Below are 17029 nucleotides of genomic sequence, written 5' to 3' on the forward strand. Positions count from 1 at the left end.
GGCGATGGGTCGGACGTTCCGGATCAAGGTGCGCATGCGCCGCTTCAAGCGGCAGCACCCCCGCATTGCCTTCGCGATCCGCTCCTTCATGATCTTCTCGGCGACCTTCGGCGGCGCCTATGGTTTCGTGTCCGGCAGCCGCTCGGAGAATTCCGGCTACGATCCCCACGCCTTTGCGATCGGTGCGAGCTTCCTGTTCGCGCTCGCCTGCCTCGGCCTTGCGACGCTGAGCATGCGCCTGCGCCTCGTGGGCAAGCGCCTACGCACGCTCGCCGCTCACAACGAGGCGTTGATCGACCGCAATTGGGAGCTGAAGGAAGCGGAAGAACGCGCCCGCAGCCTGTTCGAACAGCAGGGCGACCTCATCGTGCTGCGCGACACGGAGGGCCGCATCACCTTTGCCAACGAGGCCTATTGCGCGCTCGCAGGACAGGCGCGCAGCGCACTTGTCGGCACGCGTTTCGATTTCGACGTGCTGGAGCAGGGCGACAGCGCCCGCGAGAGCAACGGCACGCGCATCCACGACCAGAAGATCGCAACCCCGCTCGGCACGCGCTGGATCGCCTGGCGCGAGGGCTATGTCCGGCTCGATGCCGGACAGCCAGCCGAACTGCAGAGCGTGGGACGCGACGTCACCGACCGCACCGAGACCGAACGCGCATTGTCCGACGCGCGCGACCAGGCCGATGCCGCCAACCGCGCCAAATCGCGCTTCCTCGCGATGGCCTCGCACGAGATCCGCACGCCGCTCAACGGCATCATCGGCATGGGCGGCCTCCTGCTCGACACCACGCTGACGCCGGAGCAGGCGACCTATGCCAGGGCGGTGAAAACCTCGGGCGAAGCCTTGATGGCGCTGATCGAGGAATTGCTGGACTATTCCAAGATCGAGGCCGGCAAGCTCGACCTCGATCAACGTCCCTTCGCGCTTTCGACCCTGGTCGAGGAGATCACCGAGCTGCTCGCGCCGCGCGCGCAGGCGAAGACGCTCGAGATCGCCGCCTATGTCGACGAGCGCCTGCCGCTCGAGGTGGTCGGCGACGCCGCGCGGCTGCGCCAGGTGCTGCTCAACCTCGCTGGCAACGCCATCAAGTTCACCGCGGGCGGCGGCGTCGCGCTGATCGTCGAGCCCGGCATCTGGCCAAACGAGATCAGCTTCCTGGTCCGCGATACCGGCGTCGGCATCGCCGCCGAAGCCCAGCAGCGCATCTTCCGCGAGTTCGAGCAGGCCGACGAGCGCGTTGCCCGCACCTATGGCGGCACCGGGCTCGGCCTTGCCATCAGCGAACGCATCGTCAAGCGCATGGGCGGCCGGATCACGCTCACGAGCGAGCCGGGCAGGGGCTCGACCTTCGAGGTCGCGGTGCCGCTGCCGCCGTCGCAGGCCGGCGCCGGGCAGACGGCATTTCCGAGCCCCGATCTCACCGGCAAGTCGATGCTCCTCGTCGCCGACGGCATCGAGGCCTCGTTGATCGCGCGGCGTCTCGCGCGCTGGGGCGGCCAGATCTGCCTCATTGCGGATGCGGCGGTCGCCGAAGCACTGTTGCCGGAGCGCTCGTGGCACGCGGTGCTGATCGATCGTGCGATCGGCCCTACCATTGCCGACCACCTGGGTGACGCGGCCCGCGCACATGCCTTGCAGCGGCTCGTGCTGCTGACGTCGAGCTCGCGCCACGAGAAGGTGTCGCCGGCCTTCACCGGCTTTCTGATGAGGCCGCTGCGGGCGGCCTCGCTCGCCGCGCGCCTCGCCCTGACGCCGGAGGTCGCCTCGCCCGATCTCGCGCCGGAGCCGCCGGCGGCATCCACCAGCCCAGCGCCGGCGAAGGGCCTGTCGATCCTTATCGCCGAGGACAACGAGATCAACGCATTGTTGATGCGCTCGCTGCTGACCAAGCTCGGTCACCACGTCGTCATCGTCGTCCATGGCGAGGCCGCGCTGGAATCCTGGCTCGCCGCCTCATCCGCCGGCACGCCCTACGATCTCGTGCTGATGGACATCCAGATGCCGCAGCTCGACGGCATCGAGGCGACAAAACGCATCCGCGCGCAAGAGGCTGCCACGGGCGGTCGGCACACGCCGATCCTGGCGCTCACCGCCAACACGCTGGCGGAGGATCGCCATGCCTGCTTCGAGGCGGGCATGAACGGATTTCTGGTCAAGCCGCTCGACCGGGAGAAGCTGGACGAGGCGCTGGCCGGGCTGGCCGCATCCCGGCATCTGGCAGTCCCGGATCTCACGGGAACCCGATTCCCGCCGGCAATCGCTAATTGAAATCGAGCGCGTTGCGCGTCACCATCCTCGGGGGCATTTGCAAAGAGGATTTTGCGCATGAACGTGCTTTGCCGCCTCGCACTTATTGCTCTCCTCGCTGGAATCTCCCGGCACGCCGCAGCCGATACGCCGGAACTCATCTCCTCTTTGAAGCAAGGCGGTTACGTCCTGATCTTCCGGCACACCGCGACCGACGACAGCCAGAAGGACGTCTACCCGTTCAAGTTCGACGACATGAGCGCCCAGCGTCAGCTCAGCGACAAGGGCAGGGACATGGCGCGCCAGATCGGGGCAGCGATCAGGGAGCAGGCGATCCCGATCGGCAACGTCTACACCAGCAGGCTGAACCGCGCGGTCGAGGCCGGCAAGCTGATCTCCGGCCGCGAGGTCAAGCCGGTCGATGCGCTCACGGACAGCAGCAACGCCAGCGCGTCGGGAATGGCAAACCCGACCGGTGCCAATGTAAAGGCCGGGCAGGCTGTGCGTCAGCTCGTCGATGCGCCGCCGAAGGCGGGCACCAACACGTTTCTGGTCACCCACAAGACGAACATCGCCGATGCCTTCGGCAAGGAGGCCGGCGACGTGCAGGAAGGCGAGGCCTTCGTCTACAAGGCCAACAGCTCCGGCCCCGCCACCTTCGCGGGGCGCATCAAGCTTGCGGACTGGAACGCGAAAGCTGGCAGGTGAGGGCCCTGGCCTCCGGCCGGGACTGCCGGCGCGAGGGAAAGTCCAGTCTTTCTCAGCTCTGATCGCGTAACGACGTTCCGGCGAACTGTCAGAGCGCTGCCGCGACGTGGCGCAGCGATTGGCTCGGCACAACTTGCCGCTCCGCCACGTTGTTGTGATACGGACGTCTTATGACGAGCGACTGAAAGGCTGGCAAATACGTGAGAACATCAGAAGACCGCTCATTCCTCATCTTGCTCGCCGCGATCTCCATTGCGTTCGCGTGGGTGCTTTGGCCATTCTTCGGCGCATTATTGTGGGCCATCCTGCTGGCCATCATCTTCGCACCCCTCTATCGGCGCGCCCTGGAAACCCTCCCGGGAAGGGACAACGTTGCCGCATTGTTCACTGTCGTCGTCGTGATCGTCATGGTCCTGATCCCCGTGGCGATCGTCATCGCTTCGCTCATAGATCAGGGTGGCGAGCTTTATCAGCGCGTCCAGAACGGAGAGATCAGTTTCGCGCATCCCCTGCAGCAGCTGAGGTCCGCGCTGCCCGACTGGGCTGGTTCCATTTCGGATCGCCTGGCCAGTATCGATCTTTCGGCCCTGAAGGAGCGCCTGTCGGGACTGGTCGTTCCGGCCGGACAACAGATCGCCGGACATGCGCTCAACATCGGTCAGTTGACGCTGGAGTTCGTCGCGAGCTTGCTCGTGATGCTCTACCTGCTGTTTTTCCTGCTGCGCGACGGTGACGAGCTCAACGCACGCATCCGTGACGCGCTCCCGCTGCACCCGAGCTATACCGCCGAGATTTTGAATGCGTTCACGCTCGCCGTTCGCGGGACGATCAAGGGGATCGTGCTCGTCGCCCTGATTCAGGGGGCGCTTGGCGGGCTGATTTTCTGGCTGCTCGGCTTGACTGCGCCCCTGCTGGCGGGCGCCCTCATGGCGCTGCTTTCACTCCTGCCCGTGCTCGGCTCCGCGCTGGTCTGGGTTCCGATCGCACTCTATTTGCTTGTCGCAGGCTCAGTCACGAAGGGCATCATCCTGCTCGCCTTCGGGACATTCGTGATCGGCCTTGCGGACAACTTTCTCCGCCCGATCCTGGTCGGCCAGTCTATCCAAATGCCGAGCTATGTTGTGCTGATCGCCACCCTGGGCGGCCTTGCGGCCTTTGGAGCGAACGGCTTCGTCATCGGCCCACTCGTCGCCGCGATGTTTCTGACGGCGTGGCAGATTTACATCGGCTCGAAAGCGCAACGGGAAGCCCGGAAATGACCGTCATTCCGGCACCCGGACGGGTGAGTCACAAGCGGCGCGAGCGCCAGCCGGAATTCGAATCTGGCCGGCCCGGAAGAGTCTGATTACGCGGCACAGGCGACAAAGCGCGGCGCAGACAGCTTTCAGGCGGCGCCTGGCCTCCCCGGAAGATGGTGTCTACCTTGGCCGCACGCTTGCAATGCGGGCACACGAAGAGATGCGCGATGATCGGGGTCGGCTCGTCCGCGAGCAGCTCTGAGCGGAACCACTTCATCTCGACATGGCAATCGGGACAGATCGGCGCTTCGAGTTGCTCCGCAGCGCTTCTGAGACGATCGACCATGGTGCCTTTCCCGCCGTTTCCAAAGGAATAGCGGAATACCCATTGTTGGTCTGCAACAAAAGATACTTATCGCGCGAACCAGCCAGCGCCTCGTTCAGGGCGCCATCATAGCCGCCTGAGCGCCACGCTCTCCACCGTGTGATCGGCGCCCTTCTTCAGGATCAGCGTCGCACGGGGGCGGGTCGGCAGGATGTTGTCCTCGAGATTGGCGAGGTTGGTGCGTTCCCAGATCGCGATCGCGGTGGCCGTGGCTTCCTCGTCCGACAGCAGCGCGTAGCGGTTGAAGTAGGATTTCGGGTTGGTGAATGCGGTGTCGCGCAGCGCCAGGAAGCGCTTGATATACCACTGCCGCAGCGCCGCTTCGTCGGCATCGATATAGACCGAGAAATCGAAGAAGTCGGAGACGACAGGCACCGCCTTGCCGTCACGCGGCAGCTTGCCGGTTTGCAGAACATTGACGCCCTCGACGATCAGGATGTCGGGCTGGTCGATCTCGGCCCACTGGTTCGGCACGATGTCGTAGGTCAGATGCGAATAGACCGGCGCACGCACGTGGCGGCGGCCGGCCTTGATGTCGGAGAGGAAGCTGAGCAGCAGCGGCAGATCGTAGCTCTCCGGAAAACCCTTCTTCTGCATCATGCCGTGCCGCTCGAGCACCGCGTTGGGATAGAGAAATCCGTCAGTGGTGATCAGCTCGACCTTCGGCCGCGGCGACCAGCGCGCCAGCAGTGCCTGAAGAACGCGTGCCGTGGTGGACTTCCCGACTGCAACCGAGCCGGCGACGCCGATGATGTAGGGGACCTTGCGATCGCGGATGTTGAGGAACTGGCGCTCTGCGTAATACAGGCGCTGCATGGCGTCGACATAGATCGACAAAAGGCGCGACAGCGGAAGATAAATGTCCTCGACTTCCTGGAGATCGAGGCGGTCGTGCAGCGAGCGCAGCCGGTCGAATTCACCCGGCTCCAGCGTCATCGGCGTATCGTCGCGGAGGCGCGCCCACTGCTCGCGCGTATAGACGCGATACGGATTATACTGCTGCTCGGGTGCGCGGATATCCATAACGCCGCCTTTCCGTTACCACCAGAACATGATCCGGACCCGAAGGGCCGCGTTAGCGAAAAGTGTGAAGCGGTTTTCCGAAAAGATCATGCTCACACAAACCCTCTAGCTGCCGCTCTTGCGCGACGCCTTCTCTTCCAGCCCTGACATGTTCGTCCGCTTGTCCAGCGCGGCTTCGACCTCTTCCAGCTTTACGCCGCGGGCCTTGAGCAGCACAAGGAAATGATAGAGCAGATCAGCGCCTTCAGCGATCAGATGCGCGCGATCGTTTTCGACTGCAGCGATTACGGTTTCGACTGCTTCCTCGCCGAACTTCTTGGCGCAATGCTCGGCGCCCTTGTCGAGGAGCTTGCGGGTATAGGAGGCTTCGCCACCCGAGGCCGCGCGGGCGTCGATGGTCTCGGCCAGGTCGTGGATCGTGAAACGCGGCATCGGACTCACTTGGAAACACACAGGACCACGGCGGCCATCTCCGTCCGCCAATGTAGCATTCTTATGAACCGGAGTCGTCAGGCATCGAGGCGCATCGGCAGCCCGCGCCGCGCCATGTGCTCCTTGGCTTCCCGGATGGTGAATTCCCCGAAATGGAAGATCGAGGCGGCCAGCACGGCCGTGGCGTGCCCGTCGCGGATGCCGTCGACGAGATGGTCGAGATTGCCGACGCCGCCCGAGGCGATCACGGGAACGGGAATACTGTCGGCGATCGCACGGGTCAGCGGAATGTCGAAGCCCTGCCTGGTGCCGTCGCGATCCATCGAGGTGAGCAGGATTTCACCGGCACCGAGTGCGACCACTTCCTGGGCATATTCGATGGCATCGATGCCGGTGGAGTTGCGTCCGCCATGGGTGAAGATCTCCCAGCGGTCGCCGCCCGGGCGCTTGACGCGCTTGGCGTCGATCGCGACCACCACGCACTGCTCGCCGAATTTTTCGGCAGCTTCCTTGACGAACTCGCGCCGCGCCACCGCGGCGCTGTTGATCGAGACCTTGTCGGCACCGGCGCGCAGCAGCGTCTTGATGTCGTTGACCTCACGCACGCCGCCGCCGACGGTGACAGGCATGAAGCAGGCTTCCGCCGTCCGCCGGACCACATCCAGCATGATGCCGCGGTTCTCATGGGTCGCGGTGATGTCGAGGAAGGTGAGCTCGTCGGCGCCGGCGGCGTCATAGGCGATCGCGGCCTCGACGGGATCGCCGGCATCGCGCAGATCGACGAAGTTGACGCCCTTGACGACCCGGCCGTCCTTGACGTCGAGGCAGGGGATCACGCGCACTTTGAACATGGGCCAGCTCCTACGCGCGCGCGTTGCGGATCAAGGTGAGGCCGGCGGCGGGATCGAGCCGGCCGTCGTACAGCGCACGGCCGGCGATCGCGCCGGCGAGCTTTTTCGCCCGTGGCGCCAACATCGCCTTGACGTCCTCGATCGAGGCGAGGCCGCCGGAAGCGATCACGGGGATGGAAATGGCCTCGGCGAGCGCAATGGTCGCATCGAGGTTCAGGCCCTTGAGCAGGCCGTCGCGCGCGATGTCAGTGAAGATGATGGCGGCGACGCCGGCATCCTCGAAACGCCGAGCGATCTCGAGCACCGTGACCTGCGAGGTCTCGGCCCAACCTTCGACCGCGACCTTGCCGTCACGCGCGTCGAGCCCAACCGCGACGCGGCCGGGAAACTTCTTCGCGGCCGACTTCACCAGCTCGGGGTCGCGCACCGCGGCGGTGCCGATGATGACGCGGGTGATGCCCTTGTCGAGCCAGGCTTCGACCGTGGCGAGATCGCGAATGCCGCCGCCGAGCTGCACCGGGATCTTGATGGTCTTCAGCATCGCCTCGACGGCCTGCGCGTTGACAGGCTTGCCGGCGAAGGCGCCGTCGAGGTCGACGACGTGGAGATACTCGAAGCCCTGATCGGCAAAGCTCTGCGCCTGCGCGGCCGGATTGAGGTTGAACACGGTCGCGCGCGCCATGTCGCCTTGCTCGAGGCGCACGCACTGGCCGTTCTTGAGGTCGATCGCGGGAAAGAGAATCACGGCTTCCATCGTAAAAAGTTCGAGATCAGGGCCAGGCCGAAACGCTGGCTCTTCTCGGGGTGGAATTGCGTCCCGATGGCGGTGTCCTTCGCCACGATCGCGGTGACGGGGCCGCCGTAATCAGCGCGCGCGAGCACGTCCGCCTCGCTGGTGGCATTGAGGTGGTAAGAGTGCACGAAATAAGCGTGCTGGCCCTTGGGGCCGAGCGGAAGCTTGTTCAGCACCGGATGTTCTTGCAGCACGTCGAGCGTATTCCAGCCCATGTGCGGGATCTTCAGGCTTTCATCGCGTGGCGTGATCTTCTCGACGTCACCGCCGATCCAGTTCAGGCCTTCGGTGATGACATGTTCCTTGCCGCGGCTCGCCATCAGCTGCATGCCGACGCAGATGCCGAAAAAGGGCCGCGCCTTGACCCGCACCGCCTCGGTGATCGCCTCGACCATGCCGTTGACGGCATCAAGGCCGCGCCGGCAATCGGCGAAGGCGCCGACGCCCGGCAGCACCAGACGATCGGCGCTGTAAGCCTGGTCCGGATCGCTGGTGACGAAAACCTTTTGCGGGCTCTCCAGACTGCGCGCGGCGCGCTCGAACGCCTTGGCGGCGGAATGCAGATTGCCGGAACCGTAATCGATGATGGCGACGCTCATCTTGACCCTCCCGGTTCTGGAAACAATCCAATGATGCCGCCGGCCGGAATTGGCGGCGGGTTCGAAAACGCCTGACCCTGCGTGTTGCGGGTGGGCGGCGGACCGCCGCGATCGATGGCCCATTGATCGTTGACGATGCCGTGCTGCTTCTGGCTCCAGCGCTCGAAGAAGCGGCGCTCGGCGGTGTCGCCGTTGTCGGCGACCACCACGTCGAGCTGCCGCCATTTGCCGCGCGACAGCGTCCAGCGGCGCAGGCTCGAGGCTTCGAACCCCATCAGCAGCGCGACGACGAGATTGGCAAAGACGATCGAGCTGCGGCCGACACCGAGGCTGGACAGCCCTGCGCTGAACGCGGCCGTGAAAAGCACCCAGCCAATCAACGCCAGCCACAGACGATTCCACAAAAGCCAGAACGGACCGAAGACCATCGCCCAGAAATGGAAGCCGTCGCGCACGAAGACGAACTTGTCGGTCGCGCGCAGATCGGCTCCGCCAGGGAAGGGAGCGTGAACTGTGTAGACAGGCATGACGATGCCCCGTTCTCTGAATTCAGTGATGCCGCTCGGCAGCGTTTGCCACCGAGACGAAGATGTCAGCCGCCGAGTGAGCCCTTGGTGGACGGGATTTCGCCCGCCGCCTTCGGATCGATCGCGACCGCCGCCCGCAGCGCCCGCGCCAGACCCTTGAAGCAGGACTCGGCGATATGGTGGCTGTTATCGCCATATAGGGTCTCGACGTGGAGAGTCACGCCGGCGTTGATGGCGAAGGCCTGGAACCACTCGCGCACCAGCTCGGTGTCGAACTCGCCGATCTTGTCGCGGGGAAAATCGACCTTGAACACCAGGAATGGGCGGCCCGAGATGTCGATGACCACGCGCGAGAGCGTCTCGTCCATGGGCATGTGCACGCCGGCATAGCGGGTGATCCCCGCCATGTTGCCGAGCGCCTGCCTGACCGCCTGGCCGAGCGCGATGCCGGTGTCTTCGGTGGTATGGTGATGATCAATGTGCAGATCGCCCACCGCCTTGACCGTGAGGTCGATGCGGGAATGGCGGGCGAGGAGATCGAGCATATGGTCGAAAAAGCCGATGCCGGTCGCGATATTGGACACACCGGTGCCATCGAGGTTCACGGAGACCTCGATATCGGTTTCCTTGGTCTTGCGCTTGATCGTCGCGGTGCGCATTGAGAGCTTTCGCTATGGTTTGCCCGAAAACGGCGGTCTTTTAACAGCCAAATGACGCCTTCGCTACTGCGGGAACGCTCCGGCAGGCCAGCACTTCCGCCTATGGTGAGCGAAATCTAGGGCCGGAACGGCCCGTTGTGCCCAGGTTGTGCCCTTTGCCCCGACCGCCTAAATCAGGCCGGACAACGAGGATCATCCATGCAGGCTTCCCAGAACAGCTCGCCGGGCTGGCACGGCACCACGATCTTGACGGTCCGCAAGGGCGGCAAGGTGGTGGTCGGCGGCGACGGCCAGGTCTCGATCGGCCAGACCGTGATCAAGTCCAATGCCAAGAAGGTCCGCAAGCTCGGCAAGGGCGACGTGATCGGGGGCTTTGCCGGCGCGACCGCCGACGCCTTCACGCTCTTCGAGCGGTTGGAAGCCAAACTCGAGCAATATCCGGGACAGCTGACCCGGGCCGCGGTCGAACTCGCCAAGGACTGGCGCACCGACCGCTATTTGCGGCGGCTGGAGGCCATGATGATCGTCGCCGACAAGGACGTCTCCCTGGTGCTGACAGGCACCGGCGACGTGCTCGAGCCCGAGGCCGGGGTAATGGCGATCGGCTCCGGCGGCAACTATGCCCTTGCGGCGGCACGGGCCCTGCTCGACACCGACAAGGACGCCGAGACCATCGTCCGCCGCTCCCTCGACATCGCCGCCGACATCTGCGTCTACACCAACCGGAATGTGACGATCGAAAGCCTGGCGACGGGCTAGGGCTTGCCTGTGGCTGAACAGCGGAGCTCCGGACTGGCTGTCACCTCTCCCGCAAGCGGGAGAGGTCGGCGCGTAGCGCCGGGTGAGGGCTCTTTCCTCTTGGGGGCTGTCCCATTGCGGAAGCACCCTCTCCCCAACCCTCTCCCGCAAGCGGGAGAGGGAGCGCAACATCGCTCTGGTTGCGCACCATCGCTTCTCACTGCGATGATGCGCGTCCCATGACTCTTGTCCACGAAGATACGCGAGATATCCGCAGGGCAATCCCCTCCGCCTATTGGATCGGCATCGCGCTGCTGCTGCTGGCGCTGCAGGCCTCGATCCTGCTCGCGATGGGGCGGGTGCCGATCTGCACCTGCGGCACCATCAAGCTCTGGCATGGGGTAGTGAACAGCTCGGAAAATTCCCAGCAGATCGTCGACTGGTACAGCTTTTCGCACGTGCTGCACGGCTTCCTGTTCTACGGCTTGACCTGGTTGCTGTTCGCACGGCTGCCGTTCCTGCCCTTGTCCTGGCCGGCCCGGCTGATCATCGCCATGCTGATCGAGGGAGCCTGGGAGATCGTCGAGAACTCACCGTTCATCATCGAGCGCTACCGCGCCGGCACGATCTCGCTGGATTATTACGGCGACAGCATCGTCAATTCGGTCTCGGATAATCTGGCCATGATCCTGGGGTTCCTGGCCGCACGCGTGCTGCCGGTCACAGCGACCGTCCTGCTCGGCATCGCCTTCGAGATCATGCTGGCGCTTCACATTCGCGACAATCTGACGCTCAACATCCTGATGCTGATCCATCCGATCGAGGCCGTGAAACAATGGCAATCGGGGCCGCCGATCATCTGACCTGAAATGCGGCTTGTCCCGGCGCGCATCTGACCCTAGCTAAGCACACATGACAGACTTCTCTCCCCGCGAAATCGTTTCCGAACTCGACCGTTTCATCGTCGGCCAGGGCGACGCCAAGCGCGCCGTCTCGATCGCGCTGCGCAACCGCTGGCGGCGGCAGCAGCTCTCCGGCTCCTTGCGGGAGGAGGTTCTGCCGAAGAACATCCTGATGATCGGCCCCACCGGCGTCGGCAAGACGGAAATCGCGCGACGGCTCGCCAAGCTCGCGAACGCGCCGTTCCTGAAGGTGGAAGCGACGAAATTCACCGAGGTCGGCTATGTCGGCCGCGACGTCGAGCAGATCGTGCGCGATCTCGTCGAGGTCGCGATCGCCCAGGTGCGCGAGAAGAAGCGCAAGGACGTGCAGGCCCGTGCCCAGCTCGCCGCCGAGGAGCGCGTGCTCGACGCCTTGGTCGGCGCCAATGCGAGCTCGGCGACGCGCGAATCCTTCCGCAAAAAGCTGCGCGCCGGCGAGCTCAACGACAAGGAAATCGAGATCGAGACGCAATCGTCCGGCGGCGGCATGCCGATGTTCGAGATCCCGGGCATGCCGGGCGCGCAGATGGGCGCGATCTCGCTCGGCGACATTTTCGGCAAGTTGGGAGGCCGCAGCAAGACGCGGCGGCTCACGGTGGAGAGCTCGCACGAGATCCTCGTCAACGAGGAATCCGACAAGCTGCTGGACACCGAGCAGCTGACGCTGGAGGCGATCAGCGCGGTCGAGAACAACGGCATCGTGTTCCTGGACGAGATCGACAAGATCTGCGCGCGCGACGGCCGCGTCGGCGGCGACGTCTCGCGCGAGGGCGTGCAGCGCGATCTCTTGCCGCTGATCGAAGGCACCACGGTCTCGACCAAGCACGGTGCGGTCAAGACCGACCACATCCTGTTCATCGCCTCGGGCGCATTCCACGTCGCAAAGCCGTCCGACCTGCTGCCGGAATTGCAGGGCCGCCTGCCGATCCGCGTCGAATTGCAGGCGCTGACCCGCGACGACATGCGCCGCATCCTGACCGAGCCCGAGGCCTCGCTGATCAAGCAATATGTCGCGCTGATGCAGACCGAGGGCGTGACGCTCGACATCACCGACGGCGCGATCGACGCGCTCGCCGACGTCGCGGTGGCCGTCAACTCCACGGTCGAGAACATCGGCGCGCGGCGGCTCCAGACCGTGATGGAGCGGGTGCTGGACGACATCTCGTTCACCGCCCCCGACCGCAGCGGCGAGACGATCAAGGTGGATGCGGACTTCGTGCAGAAGCACGTCGGGGACCTCGCCAAGAACGCGGATCTGAGCCGGTTCATTTTGTAAATTTGGTTCAGTCCGCTATCTATCCGCGATCGTCCCTGCGAAAGCGGGGACACATAACCACCAGCGGTCCTTGTTGAAGCAGATGGCGGCTCCGATCCCGGCACAAACGACCGCCTGTGGTTATGGGTCCCGGGTCGCGCTTCGCTTGCCCGGGACGACAGCGGAGGTTGCTCTCACCAGTTCGGGTGGGGCGTGACCGTACGCATCCTGCAAAATCCCTGGCGGCTTCTGCTCGCGATCAACGCGGCGGTCATCGTTGGCGTCTTCATCCACAAGATCCAGCTGCCGCCTTACGTCCCCTATATTCATCTCCTCGTCGACTATCATTTCGGCTTCATCAAGCGCGCGCTGATCGGAGCGGTCGTCGCCCTCTTCACCGACAAGGTGCCGGTCTGGCTGGTGTTTGCGCTCGGCGGAGCGACGTGGCTGGTGACATCAGCGCTTTACGCAAAGCTATTCCAGAAGACCTTTGGTTTCAGTGCGAGGACACTGCCGCTGTTCGTCTTCATCGCGGGCTCGCCGTTCTTCCTGAAGAACTTCATGCACACGCTCGGCCATTTCGACATCTATGGCTGCGCGCTCGCGATCATCCTGCTGCTGATGCCCGCGGGCTCGCTGCTGTTCGTTGCCACGGCCGCGCTGTTCTCGATCGTGCTCGTGCTGATCCATCACATTCATCTCTTGATGTACGTGCCGACGATCATCACCATCGTCGTGATCAGGCACTATCTGACCCATGGCTGCAATCGCACCAACATTGCTTTCGGTAGCGTTGCCCTCGCCGTCGTCTCTGCGCTGTTCTTCGCCGCGCAGTTTCTGGGAACGATGCCGATCCCCGAAGCGGATTTCGTCGCCTATCTGAAGGGCCGGATGGCCGATCCCGCGCGGACCGACCTGCTGCAATTCGCCTATATCTGGTATCAGCCGCTGGCGAAGGAAGTTGCCGACACCTGGGGCCGCCTGCCGCACAACATTCTCGGCGTGCCTGTGTTTGCACTGCTGATCTGGCTGCACACGCCGTTGTGGCGTTATCTTGCGCGCCTGATCGGCGCACTTGCCAGCGAAACGCACCGCCGCCTCGTCGTCGCGGCGCTGGTCGGCATCAGCCTCGCCTATGTCGTGATGTTCGCGATGGTGTTCGACTATTCGCGCTGGATCTCGAACTGGGCGGTCTGCATGTTCCTGATCCTGCATGCGGTGAGGATGCTTCCGGCCGCTCGGGAGACAGAGCTGATCCCGGCGGAGGATCGCAAGACCAACATCTTCGGCTTGATACTCACGCTGATCCCACGCGTCGGAATTGTCCGGCCGTTTTAGTCTAAAGCTCTGCTTGGGCCGTATCGAAGGTGTGCTCCCTCCCCCGCCTGCGGGGGAGGGTTGGGGAGAGGGTGTTTCCGCAACGGGATTCCCCAAGAGGAGAAGAAGCCTCACCCGCGCCTTCGGCGCGACCTCTCCCGCAAGCGGGAGAGGTGTAGAGCCGCTAACCTCTCGCCCGCCTGATCCGTACATAAAGCGCGCCCTCGCCGCCGTGGCCGATATGCGCGGTCTCGAAGCCGACGACGAAGGCTCGGAATTCCGGCAGGCTGAGCCATTCCGGCACCTGACGGCGGAGCACGCCGCTTTCGCCGCCGCTGCGGCCCTTGCCGGTGATGACGAGCACGAAGGTCAGGCCATCCTGATGGGCGCGGTGCAGGAAACCGGCCAGCGCGCGATGGGCGCGCGTCTGGGTCATGCCGTGCAGATCGAGCCGCGCCTCGATCTCGCTGCGGCCACGCGAGAGCTTCGTCCGCTCGCGCTTGCCAAGCGGCGCCAGGGGCGGAATGGAGGGTTTCGTCACGCGCGGCGACGGCGCGGCGGCGATGGGCCGTGGCGATGACGCCGGTCGATTGGCCGGACCGGCGGGTGACGACTCCGGGCGCGCCGCGGCATGCACCTTTCGCACGCGGGGCTTCCTCAGCGGCTTGACCTGCCTCGAAACGAGGTCCCACAGCTCGCGCTCCTCATCGCTCAACGCACGGCGGCGCGGCGAGGGGCGAGGCTCCAGCACGGGCGGACGGGACGATCGTTTCATTGCTGCCGATGAGGGCGATTCTTCACCGGACGACGCGGCTCAGAGCCAGGGTCGATCGCGGGACGCGGCACCGGTAGCGGAACGGGACCGGCGATGGCAACCGTTTCGTTCTTGTCTTGCGGCGCGGCGGCAGCAGGCGTTGCCGCCTTGGCCGGGACGGTCTGCGGAAACAGCTTTGCGATCTTCTCCGAAGGCCTGGGATCCGGTATCGGCAATTTCGCGGCGCGCGGGCCGGGATCGAGGCTCTTCGGCACCAGCATCACGAAACGCATGGGATGGCGCAGCCGCCCGGAGACACGGCCGGCCTCCTGGCCGGCGCCGAAAAACAGATCGGCGCGTGCGGGGCCGATGATGGCCGAACCGGTGTCCTGCGCGATCATCAGCCGGTGAAACGGCGTCTTGGCGCGTTCGGACTCAATCGGCAGCTCGCCCTCGATGAAGAACGGCGTGCCGTAGACATGCAGCGATTTGTCGACCGCGATCGAGCGGCCGGCGGTCAGCGGAATGCCTTGCGCGCCCACCGCCTCGTCCTTGTCGGAGAGGTTGACCTCGCGGAAGAAGATGTAGGCACGGTTCGCGCGGCGCAGCTCCTTGGCGCCGTCGGGATTCTGCGCCATCCACTCCCTGATCTTCTGCATCGACATCTCCTCTTTCGGGATGATGCCGCGCTCGATCAGGATGCGGCCGACGGCCGTGTAGGGATAGCCGTTATAGGCATCGTAGTTGAGCCGAACCGAGCTGCCGTCTTCGAACTTGATCCGTGCCGAGCCCTGGATCTGGGCGAACAGAAGATCGGTCGGATCCTTGAGCCAGGCAATCTCGAGTCCTCGGCCGGCGATCTTGCCGTCCTCGATCTCGCCGCGGTCGTAATAGGGCACCAGCTTGCGGCGGCCGATCTTGCGATAGACCGGGCCCTTGTTGGGCAGGCTGACCGAATCCTGCTTGTAGCCGCGCACGAACAGATTCGAGGGACGGCGATAGACCGGCACGTTGTAGACATCGGTTTGCGTGCGCGATCCCTCCAGCACCGGCTCGTAATAGCCGGTGACGAAACCGTCGGGCTCGCCGAGGCGTGAGATCCGCAGCGGCGTGAAGTTCTCCTCGAAGAAGGTCTTCGCCTTGGCGTCGTCGGCGAGATCGAGCGTCTTGGCAGCGCGGCAAGGCTCGCTCAGCGAGGCGCCCAAGGCCTTGGGTTCGGCCGCGCCGTTCTGCGCATTGATCGGCCGGCAGCTGGCGCGGAACGTCTTGTAGGCGGCGAGATGGTCATCGTCTTCCCAACCCTTCACGTCCGCCCAGGCCAGCGGCAGATATTGCGCGCCGGGAATTTCGAACGGCAGGGGGAGCTGCGGATAGGGCAAGGCCCGCGGCGGGGCGGCAGGCAATTGCCGGGCGTGATGATGATGATGGCTGCGATGGTGGCGCCGCGCCGCCTCGGCACCGAGCGAAAACGACGAGAGCACGACGGCACACGCGCAAAGCGCCGTCGCGCTGTTCTTCAGAAAGACCTTAGTTCGCGCTTCCGGTGCCAACCAGCTTCCAGTTCGGATCGCGAGAGGAGGTGTCGCGGGCGAAAGTCCAGATGTCGGTGATGTCGGCGACCGTGTCGGCGCTGCCGTCGACGATGTTGCCGGCCTTGTCGCGGGTGGTCGAGATCATCTGCGAAACGAAGCGCACGGTGAGCTGGGCAGTGCGGTCGCGCATCTCCGCGCCGACGAGCTCGGCCTTGTCGATCGAGACGAAGCGCGTCTCGGTCTTCTGCTCGTTCTTCTCGCGTTCCTTGATCACGGCATCGAAACTGTCATAGACATCCGACGACAACAGATCGCGTAGCGCGCGGCGGTCGCCATTGGCGAAGGCCAGCACGATCATCTCGTAGGCGCCGCGGGCGCCCGAGATGAAATGGCGCGGGTCGAACGTGGAATCCTTCTCGACGATGGCATCGAGGCCCTGCGCCAGCGCAGTGCCCGGCTCGGTCAGCCCCTTCCAGCGATCGGAGGGCGGGGTCGGCTCGGCCGTCGGCGCCAGCGGGGCCTGGTCGATCACTTTGCCCGGCACGGTCACGACGTTGTTGTCCTGGGCACCTCCCAGCGCATTGCGGGCGGCGGTGCGATCGAACGGCGGCCGCTCGTTGCCCGTGCGCTGCCCCAGCACGCTACGCAGCCTCAAAAAGATAAAGACTGCCAGCGCCAGGAATATGATGGTGTAGATGTCCACGTCGTATTCGCTTTCTGGTCTTTTCAGGGGTCGTTGCCGGGAAAATCAATCCGGCCAGTAGACCGTTCCCCACGGAAACGGCAAGTCCACATCACCATTTTGGGTCCGCGTCAGGTCCGTGGGATGTAGGCACGAAATCTTGCCGGGCCAATGGCGCCTTTTGGCACAGTACCAAGTGTAGCGCGTTTTAGGCTTAAGGGGAAACCCGATCCTGCCGGGAAATCGCGCATCTTCAATCATTTAAGGCGCAATTTCGCGGAAAAGGCAGGATGACCCTCCAAACGGCGGGCGCGGCCCGATTCCGCGATCCGGGGCCGTTCGTC

General features: G+C 64.5%; 18 protein-coding genes. 7 read left to right on the forward strand and 11 right to left on the reverse strand.

Annotated features, from left to right (window positions below):
• Positions 1 to 4: 4 nt before the first annotated feature.
• The 3 genes from ACM42_RS15960 to ACM42_RS15970 all read left to right on the forward strand — a co-directional run bounded on the left by ACM42_RS15960 (position 5) and on the right by ACM42_RS15970 (position 4218).
• Positions 5 to 2272, forward strand: a complete 2268-nt coding sequence (locus tag ACM42_RS15960) for a PAS domain-containing hybrid sensor histidine kinase/response regulator (RefSeq protein ID WP_271528979.1) — start codon at positions 5 to 7, stop codon at positions 2270 to 2272.
• Positions 2273 to 2329: 57 nt separating this feature from the next.
• The gene (locus tag ACM42_RS15965; RefSeq protein ID WP_271528814.1) at positions 2330 to 2959 is read left to right on the forward strand and encodes a histidine phosphatase family protein; all 630 of its coding nucleotides are present in this window, start codon (positions 2330 to 2332) and stop codon (positions 2957 to 2959) included.
• Between the two features lie 200 nt (positions 2960 to 3159).
• Positions 3160 to 4218, forward strand: coding sequence for an AI-2E family transporter (locus ACM42_RS15970; RefSeq protein ID WP_271528815.1), 1059 nt, complete (start codon positions 3160 to 3162; stop codon positions 4216 to 4218).
• 28 nt (positions 4219 to 4246) lie between these two features.
• Here the strand turns inward: ACM42_RS15970 and ACM42_RS15975 are convergent, their stop codons facing one another.
• From ACM42_RS15975 to hisB, 8 genes are all read right to left on the reverse strand, one after another.
• A complete protein-coding gene (locus ACM42_RS15975) occupies positions 4247 to 4543 on the reverse strand; it encodes a hypothetical protein (protein WP_271528816.1) in 297 nt (98 codons plus the stop codon).
• A gap of 105 nt (positions 4544 to 4648) precedes the next feature.
• The gene (gene coaA / locus ACM42_RS15980) at positions 4649 to 5605 is read right to left on the reverse strand and encodes a type I pantothenate kinase (RefSeq protein WP_028180741.1); all 957 of its coding nucleotides are present in this window, start codon (positions 5603 to 5605) and stop codon (positions 4649 to 4651) included.
• A 105-nt stretch (positions 5606 to 5710) separates the two neighbouring features.
• Positions 5711 to 6037, reverse strand: a complete 327-nt coding sequence (locus ACM42_RS15985) for a phosphoribosyl-ATP diphosphatase (RefSeq protein ID WP_212301905.1) — start codon at positions 6035 to 6037, stop codon at positions 5711 to 5713.
• A gap of 77 nt (positions 6038 to 6114) precedes the next feature.
• Positions 6115 to 6888: an imidazole glycerol phosphate synthase subunit HisF gene (gene hisF / locus ACM42_RS15990; RefSeq protein ID WP_131870592.1), complete on the reverse strand. Its 774-nt coding sequence runs from the start codon at positions 6886 to 6888 to the stop codon at positions 6115 to 6117.
• A gap of 10 nt (positions 6889 to 6898) precedes the next feature.
• Positions 6899 to 7633: a 1-(5-phosphoribosyl)-5-[(5-phosphoribosylamino)methylideneamino]imidazole-4-carboxamide isomerase gene (hisA, locus tag ACM42_RS15995; RefSeq protein WP_271528817.1), complete on the reverse strand. Its 735-nt coding sequence runs from the start codon at positions 7631 to 7633 to the stop codon at positions 6899 to 6901.
• Complete coding sequence (gene hisH / locus ACM42_RS16000) at positions 7630 to 8280, reverse strand: imidazole glycerol phosphate synthase subunit HisH (RefSeq protein ID WP_271528818.1); 651 nt, start codon at positions 8278 to 8280, stop codon at positions 7630 to 7632. The genes hisA and hisH overlap by 4 nt, the downstream gene beginning before the upstream one ends.
• Complete coding sequence (locus tag ACM42_RS16005) at positions 8277 to 8807, reverse strand: DUF2628 domain-containing protein (protein WP_271528819.1); 531 nt, start codon at positions 8805 to 8807, stop codon at positions 8277 to 8279. Before ACM42_RS16005 ends, hisH begins: the two co-directional genes overlap by 4 nt.
• 65 nt (positions 8808 to 8872) lie before the next feature.
• Positions 8873 to 9466, reverse strand: a complete 594-nt coding sequence (hisB, locus tag ACM42_RS16010) for an imidazoleglycerol-phosphate dehydratase HisB (protein WP_271528821.1) — start codon at positions 9464 to 9466, stop codon at positions 8873 to 8875.
• Between the two features lie 198 nt (positions 9467 to 9664).
• Between hisB and hslV the strand changes: the two genes are divergently transcribed.
• From hslV to ACM42_RS16030, 4 genes are all read left to right on the forward strand, one after another.
• Complete coding sequence (gene hslV / locus ACM42_RS16015; protein WP_271528822.1) at positions 9665 to 10225, forward strand: ATP-dependent protease subunit HslV; 561 nt, start codon at positions 9665 to 9667, stop codon at positions 10223 to 10225.
• A 218-nt stretch (positions 10226 to 10443) separates the two neighbouring features.
• On the forward strand, positions 10444 to 11067 hold the full coding sequence (locus ACM42_RS16020) for a DUF2585 domain-containing protein (RefSeq protein WP_271528823.1): 624 nt from the start codon (positions 10444 to 10446) through the stop codon (positions 11065 to 11067).
• 49 nt (positions 11068 to 11116) lie between these two features.
• Complete coding sequence (gene hslU / locus ACM42_RS16025; RefSeq protein WP_271528824.1) at positions 11117 to 12421, forward strand: ATP-dependent protease ATPase subunit HslU; 1305 nt, start codon at positions 11117 to 11119, stop codon at positions 12419 to 12421.
• 192 nt (positions 12422 to 12613) lie between these two features.
• Positions 12614 to 13738, forward strand: coding sequence for a hypothetical protein (locus tag ACM42_RS16030; protein WP_271528825.1), 1125 nt, complete (start codon positions 12614 to 12616; stop codon positions 13736 to 13738).
• Positions 13739 to 13901: 163 nt separating this feature from the next.
• Here ACM42_RS16030 and ACM42_RS16035 read toward each other — a convergent pair whose 3' ends face one another.
• From ACM42_RS16035 to ACM42_RS16045, 3 genes are read right to left on the reverse strand one after another with little or no spacing between them, the layout of a single operon-like run.
• Positions 13902 to 14492, reverse strand: coding sequence for a Smr/MutS family protein (locus ACM42_RS16035; RefSeq protein ID WP_271528826.1), 591 nt, complete (start codon positions 14490 to 14492; stop codon positions 13902 to 13904).
• A complete protein-coding gene (gene mltA, locus ACM42_RS16040) occupies positions 14489 to 16021 on the reverse strand; it encodes a murein transglycosylase A (RefSeq protein ID WP_271528827.1) in 1533 nt (510 codons plus the stop codon). Before mltA ends, ACM42_RS16035 begins: the two co-directional genes overlap by 4 nt.
• A complete protein-coding gene (locus tag ACM42_RS16045; protein WP_271528828.1) occupies positions 15999 to 16706 on the reverse strand; it encodes a Tim44/TimA family putative adaptor protein in 708 nt (235 codons plus the stop codon). Before ACM42_RS16045 ends, mltA begins: the two co-directional genes overlap by 23 nt.
• Between the last annotated feature and the right edge of the window lie 323 nt (positions 16707 to 17029).

It is taken from the genome of Bradyrhizobium sp. CCBAU 25338, from assembly GCF_028128965.1.
In the GTDB taxonomy this organism is placed as follows: domain Bacteria; phylum Pseudomonadota; class Alphaproteobacteria; order Rhizobiales; family Xanthobacteraceae; genus Bradyrhizobium; species Bradyrhizobium liaoningense.